At 70.9% G+C, this 21,164-nt stretch carries 16 protein-coding genes and 1 tRNA gene; 5 read left to right on the top strand and 12 right to left on the bottom strand.

Going from position 1 to position 21,164, the window contains the following annotated elements:
* Positions 1–8: 8 nt before the first annotated feature.
* The 4 genes from ACFWWU_RS31770 to ACFWWU_RS31755 form a co-directional block, all read right to left on the bottom strand.
* Positions 9–1,502 carry an MFS transporter gene (locus tag ACFWWU_RS31770; protein WP_384150721.1) on the bottom strand — a complete coding sequence of 498 codons (1,494 nt, stop codon included), beginning with the start codon at positions 1,500–1,502 and terminating at the stop codon, positions 9–11.
* 189 nt (positions 1,503–1,691) lie between these two features.
* Entirely contained in the window at positions 1,692–2,477 is a 786-nt protein-coding gene (locus tag ACFWWU_RS31765; protein WP_384150718.1) for an ABC transporter permease, read from the bottom strand.
* Positions 2,474–3,436, bottom strand: coding sequence for an ATP-binding cassette domain-containing protein (locus ACFWWU_RS31760; RefSeq protein ID WP_384150715.1), 963 nt, complete (start codon positions 3,434–3,436; stop codon positions 2,474–2,476). The genes ACFWWU_RS31765 and ACFWWU_RS31760 overlap by 4 nt, the downstream gene beginning before the upstream one ends.
* Before the next feature lie 36 nt (positions 3,437–3,472).
* Complete coding sequence (locus ACFWWU_RS31755; RefSeq protein WP_384150713.1) at positions 3,473–4,147, bottom strand: DUF4097 family beta strand repeat-containing protein; 675 nt, start codon at positions 4,145–4,147, stop codon at positions 3,473–3,475.
* Positions 4,148–4,393: 246 nt separating this feature from the next.
* Here ACFWWU_RS31755 and ACFWWU_RS31750 point away from each other — a divergent pair, with 246 nt between their 5' ends.
* Entirely contained in the window at positions 4,394–5,155 is a 762-nt protein-coding gene (locus tag ACFWWU_RS31750) for a helix-turn-helix domain-containing protein (RefSeq protein WP_384150711.1), read from the top strand.
* 153 nt (positions 5,156–5,308) lie between these two features.
* Positions 5,309–5,380, top strand: a tRNA-Cys gene (locus ACFWWU_RS31745).
* A gap of 15 nt (positions 5,381–5,395) precedes the next feature.
* On the opposite strand, the gene ACFWWU_RS31740 is transcribed toward ACFWWU_RS31745, so the two are convergent.
* From ACFWWU_RS31740 to ACFWWU_RS31730, 3 genes are read right to left on the bottom strand one after another with little or no spacing between them, the layout of a single operon-like run.
* Positions 5,396–6,070 carry a hypothetical protein gene (locus ACFWWU_RS31740; protein ID WP_384150708.1) on the bottom strand — a complete coding sequence of 225 codons (675 nt, stop codon included), beginning with the start codon at positions 6,068–6,070 and terminating at the stop codon, positions 5,396–5,398.
* Positions 6,071–6,095: 25 nt separating this feature from the next.
* Positions 6,096–8,429: a hypothetical protein gene (locus ACFWWU_RS31735; RefSeq protein WP_384150706.1), complete on the bottom strand. Its 2,334-nt coding sequence runs from the start codon at positions 8,427–8,429 to the stop codon at positions 6,096–6,098.
* Between the two features lie 14 nt (positions 8,430–8,443).
* Entirely contained in the window at positions 8,444–8,872 is a 429-nt protein-coding gene (locus ACFWWU_RS31730) for a hypothetical protein (RefSeq protein ID WP_317595790.1), read from the bottom strand.
* A 569-nt stretch (positions 8,873–9,441) separates the two neighbouring features.
* Between ACFWWU_RS31730 and ACFWWU_RS31725 the strand changes: the two genes are divergently transcribed.
* The 3 genes from ACFWWU_RS31725 (at position 9,442) to ACFWWU_RS31715 (ending at position 14,804) form a co-directional block, all read left to right on the top strand.
* On the top strand, positions 9,442–10,362 hold the full coding sequence (locus ACFWWU_RS31725) for a serine/threonine protein kinase (protein ID WP_384150833.1): 921 nt from the start codon (positions 9,442–9,444) through the stop codon (positions 10,360–10,362).
* Positions 10,363–10,436: 74 nt separating this feature from the next.
* Positions 10,437–12,638 (top strand): protein kinase, encoded by a 2,202-nt coding sequence (locus tag ACFWWU_RS31720; RefSeq protein WP_384150702.1) that lies wholly within the window; start codon positions 10,437–10,439, stop codon positions 12,636–12,638.
* Positions 12,639–12,701: 63 nt separating this feature from the next.
* Complete coding sequence (locus ACFWWU_RS31715) at positions 12,702–14,804, top strand: protein kinase (RefSeq protein ID WP_384150699.1); 2,103 nt, start codon at positions 12,702–12,704, stop codon at positions 14,802–14,804.
* A 22-nt stretch (positions 14,805–14,826) separates the two neighbouring features.
* On the opposite strand, the gene ACFWWU_RS31710 is transcribed toward ACFWWU_RS31715, so the two are convergent.
* Genes ACFWWU_RS31710 through ACFWWU_RS31690 form a run of 5 tightly spaced genes read right to left on the bottom strand, consistent with a single transcriptional unit; the run spans position 14,827 to position 21,154 of the window.
* Entirely contained in the window at positions 14,827–15,456 is a 630-nt protein-coding gene (locus ACFWWU_RS31710; protein WP_384150697.1) for a hypothetical protein, read from the bottom strand.
* A 38-nt stretch (positions 15,457–15,494) separates the two neighbouring features.
* On the bottom strand, positions 15,495–17,813 hold the full coding sequence (locus ACFWWU_RS31705; RefSeq protein ID WP_384150694.1) for a hypothetical protein: 2,319 nt from the start codon (positions 17,811–17,813) through the stop codon (positions 15,495–15,497).
* Positions 17,814–17,864: 51 nt separating this feature from the next.
* A complete protein-coding gene (locus tag ACFWWU_RS31700; RefSeq protein ID WP_384150691.1) occupies positions 17,865–18,284 on the bottom strand; it encodes a hypothetical protein in 420 nt (139 codons plus the stop codon).
* A 45-nt stretch (positions 18,285–18,329) separates the two neighbouring features.
* Complete coding sequence (mycP, locus tag ACFWWU_RS31695) at positions 18,330–19,574, bottom strand: type VII secretion-associated serine protease mycosin (RefSeq protein WP_384150688.1); 1,245 nt, start codon at positions 19,572–19,574, stop codon at positions 18,330–18,332.
* 17 nt (positions 19,575–19,591) lie between these two features.
* Positions 19,592–21,154 (bottom strand): hypothetical protein, encoded by a 1,563-nt coding sequence (locus ACFWWU_RS31690; RefSeq protein WP_384150685.1) that lies wholly within the window; start codon positions 21,152–21,154, stop codon positions 19,592–19,594.
* Positions 21,155–21,164: the final 10 nt, after the last annotated feature.

The raw sequence follows: 21,164 nt of genomic DNA, 5'->3' as shown, positions 1-21,164 counted from the left end.
TGGCTACCTCACGCCTGAGTCGACTCCGCCCGCAGCCGCGTGGCCACCCACGCCCCCACCGCCGCCACCCCCGCCATCGGCAGGAAGACCGCGGCGAAGGCCGCCGGGTGGGAGCCCGTCGCCGCGTGGGAGCTCACCGCGTGGCCCACCGCGCCGCCGCCGAGGGCCGCGAAGGCGGCGCCTCCGGCGGCGAGGAGCAGGACGTTCGAGAGGCCGTCCGAGATCTGGAGGGCCGCCGAGTTCGCACCCGCCTCCTCCGGGGGCGACAGCTTCATCAGCAGCACGCTCGTCGAGGCGATCACCGCGCCCATGCCGAGGCAGCCGAAGGCCCAGGCCACCGCGACCACCCAGACCGGCACCGCCGTGATCAGCACGCTCGGCGCGGCCGCGATGGCGAGCGCGACGAGGACCATGCCGAGGACGACCAGGCGTTCGCGGTACGGCTCCGTCCACGGCCGGGACTGGATCCACGAGCCGAGCGCCCAGGTGAGGCCGCCGACGGCGAGCGAGAGCCCGGCCAGGGTCACGCTCAGGCCGCGCTGGGTGACCAGCATCAGCGGGACGAAGGACTCGGCCGCGATGAAGGAGCCGGCGGCGATGCCGCGCAGCAGGATGACCGAGGGCAGGCCGCGCGCCGCGCGGACGGTGCCGCGTGGCAGCAGCCCGCGGATGGCGGGCACGAGGAGCGCGACGCCCGCGGCGGCCGGGAGCAGGGAGAGCCAGCGGAGCTCCTGCCCCGCGTACTGGAGCAGCCCGGCACCGGCCGAGATCGCGAGCGCGAGTCCGATCTGCCGCCGGTCCCAGGGGGCGACCGGCGCCGCCGGGTCGGCGGGGCCGGAGGCGGTCCGGCGTATCGCGGGGAGGGCGAGGGCGAGCGGGAAGACGACGAGCACGGGGATGCCGACGAAGACCCAGCGCCAGCCGAGGTGCTCGGTGATCGTTCCGGCGGCGAGCGGTCCGACGACGGAGGGGACGACCCAGCTCGCGGCGAACGCGGCCATGATCGCGGGCCGGAGGTGTTCCGCGTACGCCCGGCTGACCACCACGTACAGCGCGACGATCACGAGGCCGCCGCCCAGTCCCTGCACGGCCCGGCCGAGGATGAACAGCCACATGCCGCCGGCGGTCCCGGAGAGGAGCAGTCCGACGGCGAAGGCGCTGATGCCGGCGGTGAGGGACGCGAGCGGGCCGCGCCGGTCGGACCACTGGCCGGCCAGGACCATGGCGAAGAGGCTGGTGGTGAAGTACGCGGAGAAGGCGAAGGCGTACACGGATACGCCGTTCAGCTCGCGGGCGGCGACGGGCATCGCCGTACCGACGGCGGTCGCCTCGAAGGCGATGAGCAGGACGACGGAGACGATGCCGATGCTGAGCGCCCGGTGGTCGCCGTCGAGGACGGACCCCTTGGTGTCGTCGTGTGCGGCACGGGGTCCGGGGCTGGGGGTGGCGGCGACGTCGACATCGGCGTCGATATCGGCGTCACGGGGTTCGAGGGCACTCATCCCCCCAGAGTAAGAGGTCAATCGCCGAATGACCCCTGTCAGATTCCCGTCCTTTGGTCCTCGGTCTCTGGTCCCGGTCCCGCCGGGAACGCCGGGAAAACACGGGAACGCCGGGAACACCGACGGGGCGGCGTACTCCGACGTGGTTGTCGGTGTACGCCGCCCTGGGGTGGATCGGGTGCGGATCGGTCACTTCGCGTCGCTGTTGAACGTGGAGGTCGACCAGAGGTAGCCGAGGACGGTGAGGCCGACGCACCAGGCGATGGCGAGCCATCCGTTGTGGCCGATCTCGGTGCCGAGGAGGAGGCCCCGGAGGGTTTCGATGGCGGGGGTGAAGGGCTGGTATTCGGCGATGGGCTGGAACCAGCCGGGCATGGAGGCGATGGGGACGAAGGTGCTGGAGATGAGGGGGAGGAAGATCAGGGGCATCGCGTTGTTGCTGGCGGCTTCGGCGTTGGGGCTGATGAGGCCCATGCCGACGGCGATCCAGGTGAGGGCGGTGGCGAACAGGACCAGGAGTCCGAGGGCGGCCAGCCATTCCAGGGCGGTGGCGTCGGTGGAGCGGAACCCGATGGCGAGGGCGACGGCGCCGACGAGCAGGACGCTCATCACGCATTGCAGGACGCTGCCGACGACGTGTCCGACGAGGACGGACGGGCGGTGGATGGCCATGGTGCGGAAGCGGGCGATGATGCCCTCGGTCATGTCGTTGGAGACGGAGACGGCGGTGCCGATGGTGGTGCTGCCGATGGTCATCAGGAGCAGGCCGGGGACGAGGTAGGCGATGTAGTCGGCGCGGTCGCCGCCGCCGATGCCGGCGCTCATGGTGTCGCCGAAGATGTAGACGAAGAGCAGCAGGAGCATGACGGGGGTGAGGAGCAGGTTCAGCGTGAGGGAGGGGTAGCGGCGGGCGTGCAGGAGGTTGCGGCGGAGCATCGTGGACGAGTCGCGGACGGCGAGGGAGAGAGAGCTCATCGGACTGCGTCCTTCGGCTGGTGGGGGATGGCGGTTCCGCCGGTGAGGGCGAAGAAGACGTCGTCGAGGTCGGGGGTGTGGACGGTGAGTTCGTCCGCCTGGATACCGGCGGTGGCGAGGCGGTCGAGGAGGGCGTGCAGGGCGCGCTGGCTGCCGTCGCTGGGGAGCTGAAGGGTCTGCGCTTCGTCGTCCTTCGCCGCTTCGCCGATGGCGTGGGTGGCGTGCCGGTAGGTGGCGGGGTCGGTGAAGCGGAGGCGGACGTGCCCGCCGGGGATGAGGCGCTTGAGTTCGTCGGCGGTGCCTTCGGCGGCGATCTTTCCGTCGTTGAGGACGGCGATGCGGTCGGCGAGTTCGTCGGCTTCTTCGAGGTACTGGGTGGTGAGGAAGACGGTGACGCCGCCGGTGACGAGTTGGCGGATGATCTGCCACATGGTGTGACGGGAGCGCGGGTCGAGGCCGGTGGTGGGCTCGTCGAGGAAGATGATGCGCGGGTCGCCGACGAGGGTCATGGCGATGTCGAGGCGGCGCTTCATGCCGCCGGAGTAGGTGGAGGCGGGCTTCTTCGCGGCTTCGGCGAGGTCGAAGCGTTCGAGGAGTTCGGTGGTGACCCGGCGTCCCTCGCGCTTGGACAGGTGGTGCAGGTCGGCCATGAGGAGCATGTTCTCCTCGCCGGTGATCAGGCCGTCGACGGCGGAGAACTGACCGGTGACGCCGATCTCGGCCCTGACCGCCTGCGGGGCGGTGGCCAGGTCGTGGCCCGCGATGCGGATGTCGCCCGAGCCGGGGCCCGGGGAGACGAGCGTGGAGAGGATCTTGACGGCGGTGGTCTTGCCCGCACCGTTCGGACCGAGCAGGGAGAACACCGTTCCCTGCGGGACGGCCAGATCGATGCCGTCGAGGACGACCTTGTCACCGTAGGACTTGCGCAGCCCGTTCGCCGCGATGGCCAAGCCGGTCATGAGACGCACTCCTTCACAAGCTGAGGGGGGTGGGGGTCAGAGGCTGCGGGCGGTGATGTCGCCGTGGGCGGTGGTGGCGTGGATGGTCAGCCCGGCGGCGGAACCCTCGCTGTTCTGGAGGGTGTTGGTGATGCGGCCGAGGGTGGTGCCGGCGTCGAGGGTCGCGGAGACACCGCGGGCGGCGCCGACCTCCAGGTCGCCGGACTCGGTGCGCAGCACGACCGCGCCGCCGAGGGCCTCGGTGATGCGGATGTCACCCTTCTGCGTACGGAGTTCAGCGGGGCCGCCGAGGCGGCCGACGGTGATGTCACCGGCCTGGAGGGTGAGGTGCGCGGCTGCGGTCTCGTCGAGCTTGACCGTGCCCTGCGCGCTCTCGATGGTCACGTCACCCAGGCGTCCGACGCCCCGGAAGTCGGCGGCGGCCGTCTTGGCCTCGACGCGGGATCCGGCCGGCAGCTGGACGGTGACCTCGACCGCACCGGAGTTGCCGAGGATCCGGCTCTTCGGCTCGGCGGCCTCGATCCGCAGCACTCCGTCGGTGTAGGCGACGGTGACCTGTTCGGCGGCCTTCACGTCGTTGCTCTTCGCGGCGTTCGCGGGGAGGACCTCGACCGTGGCGTCGGCGGTCCGGTCGGCGGCGATGAAGCGGATCTGGCCCGCCGGGACGGCGAGGACGACGGAGACCGGGGCGGTGGTGGCGAACTTCTGCATGATGCGCTCCTTGTGTTTTCCGGCCCGGACTCCTTGCCCGCGCCGTTTCTGACAAGAGAAACGCTACGTTGCGTTCAAGGATCGAGCAACGGTCACGTTGCATCAAATCCCTATCACCGCAGGTGAAAGCCGGGATTTCATTGCAACCATCATGCGGGCTAACGCAACAAGGCACACCATTGCGTTGCAATGAAATGCACGTGAACGCTATAGTGGCGACATTCGAGGAGCACGAAGGAGACAGCGATGCCAGGTGGCCGGCTCACCCAGCAGGAACGTCAGCAGATCGCGCTGGGGCTGGCCGACGGCCTCGCCTACGCCGAGATCGCCCGACGGCTCGACCGTCCGACCTCGACCATCACGCGTGAGGTGATGCGGAACGGCGGTCCCACCGGCTACCGCGCCGACCTGGCCCACCGCGCCACCGAACGCCGGGCCCACCGGAGCAGGCAGGCCACGCCCCGGAGCCCGGAGGCGCTCCCGCAGGCCCACGGACGTGATCCCGAGGCCGTGCGCGAGTACGAGGAAGTCCTCACCACCGTCTTCATGCAGTCGGGCATGCCCAAGATGATGTCCGGGGTGATGGCGTGCCTCTGCATCAGCGACTCGGGCAGTCTCACCGCGGCCGAACTCGTCCAGCGCCTCAGCGTCAGCCCGGCGACCGTCTCCAAGGCGATCGCCTTCCTGGAGGGCCAGTCCTTCGTCCGCCGGGAACGCGACGAAGGCCGACGCGAGCGCTACACCGTCGACGCCGACGTCTGGTACCAGTCGATGATGGCCAGCGCCCGGGCCACCGCCCGGATCGTCGAGACCGCCCGGCAGGGCGCCGGCGTCCTCGGTCCCGACACCCCGGCCGGCACGCGCCTCGAAAACATCGCCCGCTTCCTCGACTTCGTCAGCGAGAGCTCCGTGCGCGCCGCGGAGCAGGCCCGCGCGATCCTCCACACGAGCCCGGAAACACCCCTGGAAACAGCCCCGGAAACACCCCAGGCCGACTCGTCCGCCTAACCCGGCTCCCTCGTCCGCCTGACCCGGCTCCCTCGTGCCCCGGGCCCGACTGTGAACGGGGTGTGGCAGCCCCGTTGCAGTCGTATGGCACGGCCCCTGGAACCCTTGAGCCCCTCCCGGCCCCCGCCCTACGGTCGTACCAGTGCACAACACGACCGTGTGCCCGAGTGGTTCAGGGACTCGCCTGCAAAGCGAGTTACGTCGGTTCGATTCCGATCACGGTCTCTACGATCACCGTCGCTACTCCTGCTCCCCGCGCCACTTCTTCACCTTCAGGACAGGCTTCTCGCCGAGCCCGGCGTCGTTCTCACAGCCCAGTTCCTTGACGACCGCCAGCGTGACGGAGTGGAGGACGGTGAGGTACGCCTCACGGGTGGCCGGGGTGTTGGCGGGGTAGGCCCCCTTCGCCGGCTTCTCGAAACTGAGCATCCCTTCGAGGGGAGCCGGTTCCGTCTCCGACCCCTTCAGCCGAGGGCTGGAGCACCCCAGGAAGACGCGTGCGGTCTTGTCGTCGGTGCTCGCCTCCCGGCCCATCGCGTAGAGGTACCGGCCGGCGTCCGTCCACTCGGTGCCGTCGTCGTGCAGGTCGGCGTCCTCGTACCACCTGAACCCGATCGTGACACCGAGCCGCGAGTCGCCGTCAGTGCCGACCTCGCACATGGCGGGACGCCCCGGCGGCCTGCCTTCCCTCGCCTGGTCCTCGATCAGCACCTTCACGGTCGGCTCCAGCCCCGTACCGGCCGAGCGGAACTCCTTCGTGCCCAGCACCGACTCGAGCGCGCCGACCGCCGCCGGCGAGAGCGTCCCGTCGCACTGCCGCGCGGCCTGCGGTGGCTCCTCCCCACCGCTGCCACAACCGGTGAGGAGCAGGCCCAAGGCCAGCACGGTCGATACGGATGCGCATGCTCTTCTCATCAGGATTCCTCGCGATGACGTCGACTCAGCCGGTCTCCGGGCTGTTGCCCGTCTGGTTCGCGTGGTCGTTGCCCTTCGCGTAGCCGCCGTCCACGGATTCGATCATGTCCTGCTTGAACTCGCTGCTCACCTGACCGCTGTGCTGCGCGAGGAACCGCTCCATCGGCGACTCGGCGCTGTAGCGACCCGCCGTGTAGAGCTCCTTCTTGTCGTCGTGGATCTGCTCCTCGGTCTTGCCCTTGTGGTCGTCCACGGACTTGTCCGACCAGTCGCCGATGACCTGGCCGGCCAGCTGTTCCATGACTCCGGAGCCGGTGTCGACCGCGAGCGGTACGAGGACGGCGGCCGCGCCGACCGCCGCGGTGGCGGGCAGGAAGGCGACGCCGGCCGCGATGCCGACCGTGGCGCCGAGCTCCACCCAGCCGGCCTTCGCCGCCGCCGCCTTCTCGTACTCCTCGTGCTTCTTCATGCCCTCGGCCTCGACCTGGTTGGCTCGCGACTCGTCAAGGACGCCCTGGAGGGTGGCCCCCGTGTACACGGTGGCGCGCGCGCCGCCCTCGTCGATCTTCCCGCCGGGGCCGACCTGCGACTCCAGCACACTGGTGGTGTAGAGACGCTCGGCGGTGGAGACCGTGGCGTAGGCGTCCGGGTGCTGGCCGAGCGTGCTCAGGAAGTCGATCGCGCCCTCCCGCCCGAACTCCGGGTGGGCCCCGGGCATCCTCGACGGCGCGAAGACGCTCTCGGGGTCGTTCTTGGTGAGAGCCCAGTTGAGGTCGTCGATGTACCCGGCGCCCATGTTGCCGAGGCTGTCCGCCATCGAGGACTGGTACTTCTTCAGGAGCTCCGGGTCGCTGCCGTACTTCTCGACGACCTGCGACATGATCTCCGCGCTGGTCTCGTCGCGCTTCAGCTCCGGCTTCGGGTCGTCCCAGCCGTGGCCGAGCGTCGCCGCCTCCAGGGCGTGGCCGAAGGCGTCGGGCATGTAGTCCGCGGACTTCTTGGCGTCGTCGGGGTCGTGCCCGTCGATGTCGGGGAAGAAGTCGTACTTGTCGTTGGCGAAGTAGTCCAGGTAGCTGGTCTGCTTCCCGTCCTCCTTCCCGTTCAGGTCGACCGACCCGCCGAGGCTGCCGTCCTTGTTGTACGACGTGGGGTCCTTGGAGAAGTACTCCTTGGCCGCCTCCGGGCTGTGGCCCAGCGCCTCCAGCATCGAGACCATCGGGTCGTAGCCGGCGCCGTTGACGCCCGAGGGGTTGTACTGGTTCTTCAGCCCGCCGTTGATCATCGACTTGCTGTCGGCGAAGAGGTACGGGTCCTTGGCGTGGAGCTGGGTGACGTGCTCCGCGATGGGGACCAGGAACTTCGGGTCGTAGTTGCCGTAGCGCATGATGCCGCCGAGCAACTGGTAGCCGAAGGCCGGGTTGTTGTCGTACTTGACGAGCGGGATGCGCTCCGTGCCGAGCTTGCGCATGTCCGTGGACCACTTGTCGGTCCAGGCGTCGCCGCCCTGCGTGGCCGTCGCCAGGTTGAGGCCCAGGTTCTTCTGGAGCTCCTGGACGTCCGCGAGGCGCTGCTTGTCGACCTTCGCGTAGTCGTACGTGTCCGTCGACAGCTGCCCGAAGAACTCCAGGGAGCCCTTGGGCCCGAGGCCGTCGTAGAAGGTCCTGGAGAACTCCTTCGAGCCGCTGTTGTCCTTCAGCAGCTCGTTGAGGCGCATCAGCTCCTCGTGCGAGATGTCCCGGCCCTTCTTGGCCAGGTCGACGGCGCGCTGTGCCTCCTCGGCGTCGAGGCTCGCGTACTTCGGGGCACTGAAGTTGTGCTTGTCGCCGGTGATGTTGGCCTTGAGCGCGTTGGAGCAGGCCACGTCGGCCTCGGTGCAGACCTCCAGGATGGCCTTGATCCGCTCCTCCATCGCCTGGATGTCGGCGCGCTCCTTGCGCACGAGGTCCTGGAAGTCGGGGTCGTGCCGCATGCCCTGGTCCTTGGTGGACGACAGCGGCTCCCTGGCCTCGACGGTGCCGTCGGGCTTCACCCGGAAGCCCTTCGCGGGCGCGTCGGTCTCGGCGATCGTCCTGAGGTCGTCCTTCGCCTTCTTGAAGGCGTTGTAGCCGTCCGCCATGACCTTGTGGATGCCGTCGGCGGCCTTCGCGGCGTCCTCGAACTCCTTGGCGGTCTTGTCCACGAACGGCTTCGTGACCTCGGCGTTCACACCGCGCCAGTAGTCGTCCTTGGCCTTCGCGGCCATCGTCGTACGGGCGTCGTCGGCGAGCTTGTCCAGCTTGCCCTTCATCGCGGACCAGTCGTCCGCCGCCGCCTTCATCTTGTCGAGCGGCGCGTGGTGCACGTTGTCGTAGGTCAACACAGGAGGGCCCCCGCCTACTTGAAGTACTCGTTGATCTTGGAGGCCGCCATCGCCGCCCTGATGTCTTCCTCTTCCTTCGCGTGGGAGGCCGCGCTGTAGTCGAGGTGGTTGGAGATGTTGGCGCAGGCGTCGAGCAGCGTGTTCAGCTGCGAGCTCCACGTCTCCTGCACGGTCGACATCGCGGAGCCCGTGAGGAAGCCGTTGCTCGACATCCCCGTCGCCGCCTCCGTGGTGTTCGTACGCGCGTGGTTCCCGTCCTTGACGAGCCGGCCGTGCAGCGCGTAGGCGGCGCTGCCGATGGCCCCGAGCTTGTCCTGGTCGACGCTGAGGTCGGCGTTGCCGCCGCCGCCCCCGCCGGGCTCCGGAGCGACCTGGTTGAGCCTCATGCTCACGCTGGCCGTGGAGGTGGACCGGACGGACGCCCACTCCTCTTCGAACGACATGTTCTCCCCCGCGCGGTGATCGTGCCGGTGATCGCGTGGTGATCGTTCCGGCTTCGCCTCAGCAAGTTCCGTGCCCACGGAATCACGGCGATCGTAGTACCGCAGTCCTGCGTTCGAGCACTCCCCACCCGGAATTCCCTGGCGGAACGAGATCTTCACGACGCTTCACCGCACGCACAGGCCCACTTCACCTTCGCAACTCGGACAGCCTCGGACGTTCCGGGCTCCCCGTTTCCCGGCCCGGTACCTGGCGGGCGTGGGGGCCGGGCCCCGCCCCGCCGCCACGCCCCGTCGCCTCGGTAGGCTCGACCCGCCCCCGGGTCGCCCCGGGAGCGTCGCAACACCCGTCGTAGCAACAGGGGGAATCACCGGTGGAACGGTCGCGCACGCAAGGGGACTCCGCGCCATCCGGGGCGGCGGCGCGGACGACTCAGGAGCAGCGGGCGGCCCAGGAGCAGCAGGCCCCCCAGGAGCAGCGGGCGACCCCGAAACACCCGGCCACGCCAAACCACCCAGCCACCCCGAACCACCCGGCCACCCCGAACCACCCGGCCGCCCCGGACCGCCGGATCGGCCCGTATCGGCTGATCACCCGCCTCGACCCGCCCGGCTCCGCCGTCCCCTGCCGCCGGTTCGTCGCCCGCACCCCGGACGGCGGCCGTACGGTCCTCCTGAGCGCCCCGCTGCCCGGCACCGACCCGGCCCGCTTCGCCGCCGAGGCCGGCGCGGCCCGCCACCTCCTCGGCCCGTGGATCGCCCCGGTGACGGACGTGGCCGAACCGGCAGCCGGCCCTCTCCGGTCGGGCCCTGTCCGGTCGGGCCCCGCCTGGTACGCGAGCCCGTACGTGCCCGCCCTCCCGCTCCCCGTGGCCCTCGCCGTCCACGGCGGCCCGCTGCCCGAGACCACCGTCCGGGCCGTCGGCGCCGCCCTCGCCGAGGCGCTCGCCGCCGCGCACTCCCAGGGCCTCACGCACGCCGGAGTCTCCCCCGCCGCCGTCCTCCTCACGGCCGACGGCCCCCGGCTGAGCTGCTTCGGCGCGGTACGGGCCGCCGCGGCCGACGGCGAGCCGCGCACCGGCCTGCCGGGCCTCGACCCGGGGTCGCTCGCCCCCGAACAGGCTGCGGGCGGCCGCCCGCGACCGCCGGGCGACGTCTTCGCGCTCGGCGCCGTCCTCGCGTACGCCGCCACCGGCCACACCGTCCCCGAACGCGAGGAACTCCCGCCCGCCCTGCGCCAGGTGGTCTCCTCCTGTCTGGCCCGCGACCCCGCCGACCGCCCCACGGCGGCCGCCCTGATGTCCGCGCTCGCGCCGCCGACCGCGCACCAGACGGTGCTGAACTCGGCCGGCACCCTGCTCACCCCCGGCTGGCTGCCGGGCCGGGTGGTCGCCGCACTCGCCCGCCAGTCGGCGGAGCTGCTGGCCGCGGAGCTGCCCGTGACACCCGAGCAGGCGGAACCCGCCGAGCCCGCCACGCCCGTACGCGCCTGACGCCCACAGCCGACGGTCCCCACCCTCCCCCTGCCCTGCCCCCGCCCCGCTCTCGATCCGACGGACCTGACCTCATGCTGTCGCCTCTGACCCACGACGACCCGGCCGCGGTCGCCACGTACCGCCTCCTCGCCCGCCTCGGCTCCGGCGGCATGGGCACGGTCTACCTGGCGCGCACGCCCGGCGGCCGGACGGTCGCCCTCAAGACCGTGCACGCCCGGCTCGCCACCGACCCCGCCTTCCGCGCCCGCTTCCGGCTGGAGACGGACGCGGCGCGGATCATCGGCGCGCGCCACGGCGCGGCCGTCGTCGACGCCGACCCGCTGGCCGAGACCCCGTGGCTGGCCACCGAGTACGTCCTCGGCCCGCCGCTCGACGACGCCGTCGCGCTCGGCGGCCCGCTCCCCGAGCCGACCGTCCGCGCCCTCGGCGCCGCGCTCGCCGGAGCCCTCGCCCAGCTGCACTCCTCGGACGTGGTCCACCGCGACCTGAAGCCGTCGAACGTCCTCGTCACCGCCTACGGCCCGAAGATCATCGACTTCGGCATCGCCCGCGCGGCCGGCGACGACCACCTGACCCGTACGGGAGCGGCGGCCGGCACCCCCGCCTTCATGTCGCCGGAACAGGCGAGCGGCCAGGAACACCCCCCGGCCGGCGACGTGTTCGCGCTCGCGGGCGTCCTGGTCTTCGCCGCCACCGGCCACGGCCCCTTCGGTACGGGCTCCCCCGCCGACCTCCTGTACCGCGTGCGCTACGCCGAGCCCGACCTCACCGGCGTACCGGAGGCGCTGCTGCCGCTCCTGACGGCCTGCCTCGCCAAGGACCCGGCGGCCCGCCCGACGACGGGCGTCCTGGTCGACCATCTCCACGACGGACACGGTGAGTTCGCGGACCATCTCCCCCCGCTCCTCCTCGCCGACATCGCCCGCCGCGCGACGGACGTCTGGCTCCACGCGCCGCACCGCCTCCCGGTCCCGGCGGGAGCCGCGTTCGCGGAGACCGCCCCGGACACCCCGCTCTCCCGCCGCCGCGCCCTGACTCTGGGCGGAGGTTCCCTGCTGGGCCTCGCGGGAGCGGGCGCGGGGGTGTGGACGTGGCTGAACTCCCGGGACACGGAAGGCGGTACGGCCACGGGCGGCACCCCGACCCCGACCGGCCCCACCGCCATCCCCGCGACGACGGCCGCCGACGGCTCGCCCGCGGCGCTGTGGCAGGACGAAGTCCTCGACCGCGAGGAGAGGATCACCCCGCTGATCGCCGGTGACGTCGTGGGCTTCGCCGAAACCGTCTCCTTCCGCGCCGTGGACACGAAGAGCGGCAGCGAACTCTGGGCCGACCGCGCGGTCATGGAGCCCCACCAGGTCACCACCGACGGCACGAACTACTACCTGTCCGACGGCCCCTACGAGGGCCCGGGGGCCCTGAAGATCCGTACGCTCGCGGCGCGCACCGGCAAGGAGGCGGCCCGCACGATCGAGCTGAAGGGCCTGGACGGGACGACCACGCAGCTCCTCACCGCGACCGGCGGCATCCTCTTCACCGCCTCGCGCCTGGGCAAGCGGGAGCTCGACTCGGACCTGGACAAGGTCGGCTGGCACCTGCTCGCCGTCAACCTGCGCACGGGCAAGGAGGCCTGGCGGCAGCCGTACGAGTGGGACGGTGTCCGGCCGTGGCTCGCCCAGGTCGTCGGCGACCGGCTGATCCTCGGCAAGAACAGCGGGGACCTCGACTCCTTCCTCGTCCAGGCACGGGATGTGCGCACGGGGCAGCAGCTGTGGAAGCGGCGGCTCCCGCTGAAGGACTCCTCCGCGTTCATCCCCGGCCACCTCGCGACCGACGACCGGCACGTCTACCTTGGCGGCGACCGGCTCCGGGCACTGCGGCTCACCGACGGCGGCATCGCCTGGGAGTACGGCTCCGGCACCGGCACCGGCAGCACCAACTACGGCGTACCAGCTGTCTCGCGTGGGTTCGTCTACGCGCACGAGGCGAGGGACGAGCCGGGTCTCGTGGTCGTCAGGGCCGTGATCGGTGCCCGGCACTGGAACGAGTCGCCCTCGCCCCGCTCCCTGACTCCCGATTTCTTCGCCGCCCCTGTGGTCGGCGACAGGTACGTGTACGCGCCCGTGCGGGGCGGCCTGAGCGCGGTCGAGTTGGACAGCGGCCTCTCCGCCTGGGTGTTCCCGACGGACGCCACCCGCTACGTCGTCGACAAGGACCGGACCCGGATCATCGGCGCCGGGAAGTCGTCCGTCGTGGCCATCCCCTTCGCCTGACAGCCCGCCCCTCGCCCTCGGTCTCCCCCCTCACCACGCCCCACCGCACCGGAAAGAACCCTCGTGACCACGCAGCCCCTCGCCACCGGCGACCCGCTCCGGCTCGGCCCGTACCGCCTCCTCGGCGTCCTCGGCGAGGGCGGCATGGGCAAGGTGTACGTCGGCCGTGACTCCTCCGGAGCCCCCGCCGCCGTCAAGGTCCTCCGCCCCGAGCTCGCCCACGACCAGCACCTCGCCCAGCGCTTCGTCCGCGAGGCCGACATGGCGCGGGCCGTCACGAGCCACGGCGTGGCCCGGGTCCTCGACGCGCAGACGGAGGGCGGGCGGCCGTGGATCGCCGCCGAGTTCCTCGCCGGGCCGACGCTGGACGTCGCCGTCCGCGCGTACGGGCCGATGGACGTGCCGACGGTCCGCGCCCTCGCCGCCCACCTCGCGCGCACGCTCCACGACATCCACGCCGCCGGGCTCGTCCACCGCGACCTGAAGCCCGCGAACATCGTGCTGACCTCGACCGGTCCGCGGATCATCGACTTCGGCATCGCCCGCCCCGAGCACGGGCTCACCCTCACGACGACCGGGCAGATCCCGGTCACCCCGGGGTACGGGGCGCCGGAGCAAGTCCTGGGTCAGCGTGTCGGCCCGGCCTCGGACGTCTTCTCGCTGGGCGCGGTCCTCGCGTACGCGGCGAGCGGCCGGCGCACCTTCGACGCGGCCCACGTGGCGGCGGTGCAGTACGAGGTCGTCCACGGCGCCCCGGACCTCAGCATGGTCCCGCCGGAGCTCCAGGAGCTGATCGGCCCGTGCCTGGCGAAGGACCCGGCGTACCGCCCGGCTCCCCCGCAGGTGGCCCAGGCCTTCGCCCCTCCGAAGGGCGCCGACCGCGCCTGGCGCAAGGGCCCGCTGGCCGAGGACATCAAGCGGCGCGAGACCGCGACGAAGCGCCTGGCGGCGCCCGAGGAGACCGCCGTACCCGGCGGGCGGCCGACCCGGCGCCGCTTCCTCACCGGCGCGGCCGTGGGCGTGGCGGTCCTGGGCGCGGGTGGCGGGGCTGGGGCCTGGTGGCTGAACCGCGGCGAGGAGAAGTCCCCGACCGCCGACGTGCCGCCCGCCGTGGCGACCCCCGAGGCGGCGTTCATCTCGATCATCGACAACCCGTACGGCAAGACCCCCACGCCCCTGTGGGGACCCCAGGACGTCACGGCGACAGGCGGACAGCTCCCCCTGCCTGTACGGGACGTGGTGATCGTGCAGGCGAGGACGGGCGGCCTGCTCGCGCTCTCCGTCACCACCGGCAAGGAGCGGTGGCGGGCCAAGGAGATCGACGCCGACGCCGGTTACGTCTCCGTCGCCGACCGGCTCGTCGTGGGCGTCGACAAGAACGGCGTGGCGCACGCCTTCGTCGCCTCCACCGGAAAGCCCGTCTGGCAGACCCAGAACGACGTCGACGACCTCCTCGCCGCCGACGACACCCACGTCTACCTGGTGTCGAAGGACAACGAGCTCCGCGCGGTCAACGCCTGGACCCTCGCCACCACCTGGACGCGCCCGATGACGTCCCCCCGCTCCCACAACGGCCCCGCGAAGGCCGCCGTGGGCAGGAAGCGGCTCGTGATCCACGGCAGGGACGGCTACGTCGCCGGGCTCTACACCGAGACGGGCGAGACGGACTGGGAGGTCAAGAACCAGGGCACCGACGGTCAGCCCCCCGTGCTCGGCGACAACATCGCCTACCTCGTCGGCCGCACGTTCATGGCCCGTCGGCTCGACCGCGGCGACTTCCTCTGGGAGGAAGAGCCCCTCACTGAGTCATACGGCTGGGGTACCCCGGCGGTGGACGGCGACTATGTCCTGGCCAACCGCGGCTACAGCGTCTATCGCTTCAGCACCATGCCGGACACCCGCCACCCGGTCTCGGACTGGTACGACTCCCTGGATGGCCTGGGCTCGGGCGCCGGCACCCTCAACCCCATTGCTGTGGCGGGCTCGACGGTCTGGTTCCACAAGCCCGACAACAGCGAGGTCCAGGTCCTCCACAAGACCACCCACGAGCGGCTCTTCGTCGCGAAGATGAAGGGCGAGGGCGCCTACCAGCTGGCGAGCGACGGCAACCGCGTCTTCATCGCCCGAGCCGGCCGGATCTACGCCGTGCCGGTCTACGGCCGGTGAGTCGGCGCCCCGCCCCGCCGCCTTACGACGTCGGGTGCGCGGTCGGCGAGGGCACGCCCGCAGCGAGCCCGTCGTCCTCGCAGCCCAGCTCCCCGGACACCTGCCGGGCCGCCGCGTTGGCGAGGGTGATGAGGCGGGTCCGCTGCTCCAGGTCCGTGTCCGGGATTCCGGCGGGGCCCCAGATGGTCGTCTCTACGACGATCGTGTGGGCGGGCTCCTTGAGCCGGCAGGAGAAGTAGACATGGCCTAGGCCGGAGGAAGTGAAGGCCTCAAGGCCTGACACGTAGGAGGTCACCGACTTGGCGAGCTGCGGTCCCAGGTACGGGCCCTTCCCCACCGCGCCCACCTCGATCCTGAGGTCCTTCTGACCGCCCTCGGCGGGCCGGAGGCCGCAATACCGCACCGCCTGCGGCCGGTAGGAGTCGGCCCACGGCGCGGCGGCGGCGTCACGCAGCCTGGACAGAGCCTTGTCCGGCTTCGACAGGTCGTCCTCGAAACGCTCGCTGCCCAGGACTGCCTTGAGCGCCGCCGCAGCGGGCGCTTCCTTGGCGAATCCCCCGCAGACCTCGGCCGCCGCCAGTCCCTCCGGTTCCTTCGGGGCTTCCCCGCCGTCGCCGCCGGAGCAGCCGCCGAGGAGGGCGGCCACGGCCACGGCCGTACCAAGTCGCGTCAACGCAGACCGCATGTCGGTCACTTCTTCTCGTACGGGTCGGGGAGCGAGTTGTCGCGGGAGTGCATGCGCGAGTCGCGGACGTACTTGACCAGTTCCTCGTCGAGGTAGTTCCGGTCCCGCTCGCTCCAGCCGGGGGCGTTCGCGTAGGCGATGCCCGGCCTGAGCGAGTTCTCCTTGCCCATGGCCAGTGCCTCGTCCTTCAGGTCGTCCGACTTCTTCTTGAGCAGCTCGTCCTTCTCGTACTTCTGGGCCATGTCGTCGGCTTCCATGGCGATGAAGGTCACCACGGCGCCGCCCACCGTCTCGGCGGCCAGCGGTACGAGTACGCCACCGGCGCCGCCGGTCAGCGCGACGACACCGCCCGCCGCGACCGCGCCGACCCCGAACTTGACCCACTCGGTCGTCTTGCCGACGGCCTTCTTGTGCTCCTCGGAGTCCTTCTCGTAGTCCTTGTCGATCTGCGCCATGCGGGACTCGTCCATGATTCCCTGCGCCTCGGACCCGATGCGCAGGGTCGTCCGGGCGTCGGTGAGGTCCCGGTCCTCGAAGGTGGATCCGGGCTTGGGGCCCACCTCGTCGAGGACGCTCGTCGTGTACAGCATCTCGGCCGCCGAGAGCGTGGCGTGGCCGGTCTCGCTCTGCGACACGATCCCCATGAAGTTGACGGCGTCGCCACGGTTCCAGAGCAGCCCGGTGTCGAACTCCTCGCCGAACCGGGACTTGCCCTTGTCGTCGTTGTAGCCGAAGGGGGAGTTCGTCTTCTCCTCCATCGTCGTGTCGCTGTCCGTCTCCAGGGAGCGGTTCAGCTCGTCGATGTAGGCGGCGCCCATCTTGCCGAGGCTGTCGTCGATGCCCGGCTGCTGGTGCATGTACTTGGCTTCGCTGCCGTACCGCTCGACGACCTTCTGCATGACCTCCGCGTTCTCCTTGGTCCGCACGTCCTTGAGGCCCTCGGCCTCGGCGTCGTACGGATGGCCGGTGGTCGCGGACTCCAGGGCGTGGCCGAGCGCGTTGTAGCCGGGCTCCTTGGTCCTGTCGCCCTTGTCGTTCAGCTCCTCGGGCCACTGGCGGTCCTTGGAGAAGTAGTCGAAGGGGTCGAGCTTCTTGTTGTCCTTGGTGTTCTCGGGCGTGACGTCGATGCTGCTGTTGAAGAACTCCGTCGACGCCTTGGGGTTGTGCCCGAGCGCCTCCATGAAGCCGATCATGGGGTCGTTGCCCAGGTCGCCGCCCTGCCAGTTCAGGTGGCTCGGCATGCCGCTCATCTGCTGCCAGGCGCGGTCGGCGGGCAGCCGTCCGTCGTGCGTCATCTTCCGCTCGGTGACCACGAGACCGTTGCCGTAGTCCTTCAGGAACTTGTCGTCGTAGTCGCCGACCCGCATCAGGTTGCTCATGACCTGGAAGCCGTACGGGCTGGTGCCGCGCGTCTGGATGGGCTCGCTGCCGGCCTTGATGACGTCGGACTTCCACTGCTCCATCTCGGGGCTCGTGGAGTGGGTGGCGGTGGCGAGCGTCATGCTCCAGTTCGTCTGGAGCTCCTTCAGCTTGTCGCGGTGGTCGACGCCGAGGCGCGAGCCGTCGCTCGGGTCGCCCATGTCGGCCCAGTACTCCATGCTGCCCTTCGGCCCGACCTCCAGGGCGAACTTCTCGGCGAAGTACGGGTCCTTCTGGTTGGCCTTGAAGAGGGCGTTGAGCTTGTCGATCTCCGCCGGGGTTGCCTCGTCGCCCTTCTTGTACAGCTCGTAGGCGGCGTGCGCGTCCTCGGCGTCCTGCGCCTTCGAGGCGGCGGCGAGCGAGTCGTAGCTCGTGCCGGAGAAGTTGTTCCTGTCCGAGCCGACGAGGCCGCGCAGCGCCCTCGACGCCACGTCGTCGGCGTTGTTCGCCCGGTCGACCGCGGCCTTGATCGCCGAGCGCATCGCCTCGAAGTCGGCCTGCTCGGGCTTGGGCCCGTCGTAGTCCTTGGCGCGGCGGTCGGGGTGGATCAGGTGGCTGACGACGCCGTCCTGGTCGATGCGGATCCCCTTGCCCGGGGCCTCCGCGACCAGCTTCTCCAGCTCGCTCTTCGCGGCCTGGAACTCGCTCTCCGCGTCCCGCAGGATGTTGCGGATGCTGGTCGCCTCGGTGAGGGCGTCGCCGAACTCCTTGGCGGTCTTCCGGACGAACGCCTGGGTCACCCCGGCGTTCTCGCCCTTCCAGTCGGCCTTCTCCGCCTTGCCCCTGAGGCCGGTGTCGGCCTTCTCCTTGGACTTCTCCAGCTTGGAAACCGCCTCCGACCAGCCCGTGACAGCCTCCTTGAGGCTGCCGAGCCGGGCGTGGAGGACCTGGTCGAACTTCAGCATCTAACGTCCCTCGTCAGCCATTGCAGCGCCGTGCGGTGCCGTGCCGTCGGCTTACTTGAAGTGCTCGTCGATCGTGGACATGGAGAAGTTCGTGACCAGCACTTCTTCATGGTTGGCGTGGCTGATGACCGTGTCCTCAAGGTGGTTGTGGATGTGCGCGCAGGCGCTGAGGAGCGTCTCGGCCTGGTCGCGCCAGGTGTCCCACATGGTCCACATCGCGGATCCGGTCAGGAATCCGTCGCCGTCGAGGCTATTGGCCGCCGTGCCGGTCTGGGCGCCCGCGTGGAAGGCGTCCCGCTCGAACCAGTGGAAGAGCTCCTGGGCCTCGTTGCCGATGGCCTTGAGGTCGGCGGACGTCACCTTGTAGTCGCTGGGGCCACCACTGCCCCCGCCGGATTCGGCGGGCACGCCGTTGAGCCTCATGGCAGTGGTCTCGCTGCGGAGTTGGGTCCACTCCTCGTCGAACGACATCTACTTCCCCACGTGAGTCACGGACGTTCGGCGGTACGGGCTGACTCAGCCTCGCCGCGAACGGAGTACGGGTACGGCGACGCCGACACCGAGCAGCACGGCCGCACCGATCCCGAGCCCGATCCAGAGCCCGGTGTTGCCGCCCTCGGAGGAGGCTGCGGCCTGCGGGGCCGGCGCGGGGGCGGCGGTGGTGGCCTCTACCGGACCGGGGTCGGAGGGCCGGGTTTCGGGGGCGGAAGGCGTGGCGGTCGCGACCTCGGTGAGGTCGTCGATGGGCCGGACGTCGGCCGGGCCGGGGTCGCCGGGCGTCTTCAGCGTACGGAGCGGGCGGATGGCGCCGTACCCGAGGAAGTCGCTGCGCTTGTCGCCCACGGGCTTGGAGATGGTGTTGAGCATGACCTTCAGGACCTGGTTGTTGGTCCAGTCGGGGTGCTTCGACCACAGGAGCGCGGCGGCGGCGGAGGCCAGGGCGGTGGCGTCACTGGTACCGGTGGACTTGCACATGCCCGTGCCACCTCCGCAGGCGTGCACGGTGTCCTTGCCGGGGGCGACGATGTCGACCTGGTCGCCATGCTGGGAGTTGGAGATTCGCGCCCCCTTGTTGTCGACGCCGCCCACCCCGACGACACCGGGAGTCGCACCCGGGAACTCCACGGGGTTGCCCTTGTCGCCGCTGTTACCGACGGCGGCGAAGACGAGCGATCCCTTGCCGAGGGCGTACTTCACCGCGTCGGTGAGTTCCTGCGAGCCCGCTTCGTTGCCGAGGGAGATGTTGATGACCTTGGCGCCGGCGTCAGCCGCGTACCTGATCGCTGGAGGGAGGACACGGTTGAAGTCCTTCCCGCCCTCGGCCTTGCTGACCCCGTTGTCGTCCAACCCGGGAACGCGGACCGGAAGGATCTTGGCACCGGGGGCCAGTCCGAACGCCCCGTTGCCACCGTCACGTTCACCGGTGCCCGCGATGAGGCCTGCCATGCCCGTGCCGTGCCCGGTGTAGTCGGTGAACTGGTCGCCGGACTGGACGGAGGCCGCGAAATCCTTGCCCTCCAGCACCTGCCCCCGGAGATCCGGATTCTGCTTGTCCACACCGGAGTCGATCACCGCGACGGTGACGCCCTTGCCCGTGCTGAGCTGCCAGATCTCCTCGGCGCCGAAAGCATCCAGGTGCCACTGCTGGGCACGGAAGTCCTCCGCGTGGGCGGGGACGGGAGCGATGCCCACCAGCAGCATCCCCAAGGCGGCCGAGGCGGTGACTCGGGCACGGCTCCGACGAATAGTGCTGGTAGACATCTGCTTCCTCGCGCTGATCAGTCGATGACGGGCGGCGCCGTGCGGCGGTTGCCCTGCTGCCAGGTTTCCTCGTCCTCGACCAGGTAGTCGGGACGCTCTCCGTTGGTGTCCTCGGGCTCGCGACCGGCCGGTGTGGTGGCTCCGCGCACGAGGCCGGAGCCGCCGGGCGTGAAGGGACGCGCGCCGCCCGCGGCACCGGCCGCGCCGGGGCGCTGCGCCTTGCCGCCGACGACCCCGCCGGTCTCACCGGCGAGGCGGCGACCGCCGCTGATGCCGTTCTGCCCTGCGCCCGTGCCACCACCCATGGAGGTGCCCATACCGCCGCCCATGGGGCCGCGGCCCATGCCCGCGCCGTTACGCCCACCCTGCTCCGTGCCGATGACGGTGCTGCGCGGGATCCCGGTCGCGGGACGCCCGTGCGTGCTCTGCACCTGGCGACCGCCGCTGATGCCCTCGCGGGGAACGTTGAGCCCGGTGCGCTGGCCGCCGGTCACCGGACCGCGGTGGTTTCCACCGCCTCCGGTGACGGGAGCGGTGGGGGCCAGGGGACCCGGCCCGCCCTTCGTGACCACCGGAGGCATGCCGGTGGTCACGAACGGAGGCGTACCGCCGTCCTTCGTGATCGGCGGCGGTGTGCCCTGCGTCGTCGGCCCCGGACCGGTGGTCGTGGTCTGTGCCGGCAGCGTGTCCACGCTGTCGATGCCCAGGTCCACGGGAACGTCGGGCCTGACGTCAGGCCGGGCGCCAGGCGGGACCACGGTCGTGTCCTCGGGCCTGATCACCTGAGTCGGCCCGTCCGTGTCACCCTTCGGCGGGGTCACGGTCGTGTCGGGCGTGGACCGGTGACCATCCGGCTGGGTGCCTGTCCGCTGTCGGCCCGTGGTCGTGTCCGTACCGACGGACCTGTCGCCCTGCGGAGTGGAGCCGATGTAGGAAGAGTCGTCCCGCACATCCGGGTTCTCCGGCACGAACGCCCCCGGCGGCGGCGGGAACGTCGGCGGTTCCGTGGTCCCCATGTGGAAGCTCGACCACTGGTACGCCTGCGACAGGCGGATCATCTCGTCCGCCGCCGCCTGCCGGTTCGCCTCCTCCTTGGCCTCGATGGCCGCGAGCTCTTCGCTGGCCGCCATGGCATTCCGGGAGTTGCGGGCGACGGTCGCCGAGTCGGGGTCGTTGCGGTACTTCGTCGCGGCTTCCAGGTTCGCCTTGGCGGACTCGTGGGAGGCGTACCGGGGCATGGCGCTCTGCGCGAAGGAGATCGCGGCGGCGTTCTCCGTCATCCAGATGGCTCCGCGCTCGCTGTAGTCCGCGAGACCCTTCGTCGAATTGGCCACGTTGTTGGCCCACTCGACGAAGGCCTTCTCGGCCTCGCCCTCCCAGTCCATGCGCCCCATGCTGGCTTGCAACTGACTGGCGATGACCTCCAACTGCTGCGAGACGACCTTCAGCCGGTCCGCCGCGCTGCCGATGTTGTAGCTGCTGGCTTCGTCGAGCCACGCCAGCATCTGCTCGTGCTTCATGCCGCGGAAGTTCGTTCCGCCGACGCCTCCGCCGACGCCGCCGCCCTCTGCAGGCCTCATCTCTCGCCTC

The organism is Streptomyces sp. NPDC058650 (assembly GCF_042717315.1).
Lineage (GTDB): Bacteria > Actinomycetota > Actinomycetes > Streptomycetales > Streptomycetaceae > Streptomyces.
This window is presented reverse-complemented; position numbering and strand designations above follow the sequence as displayed.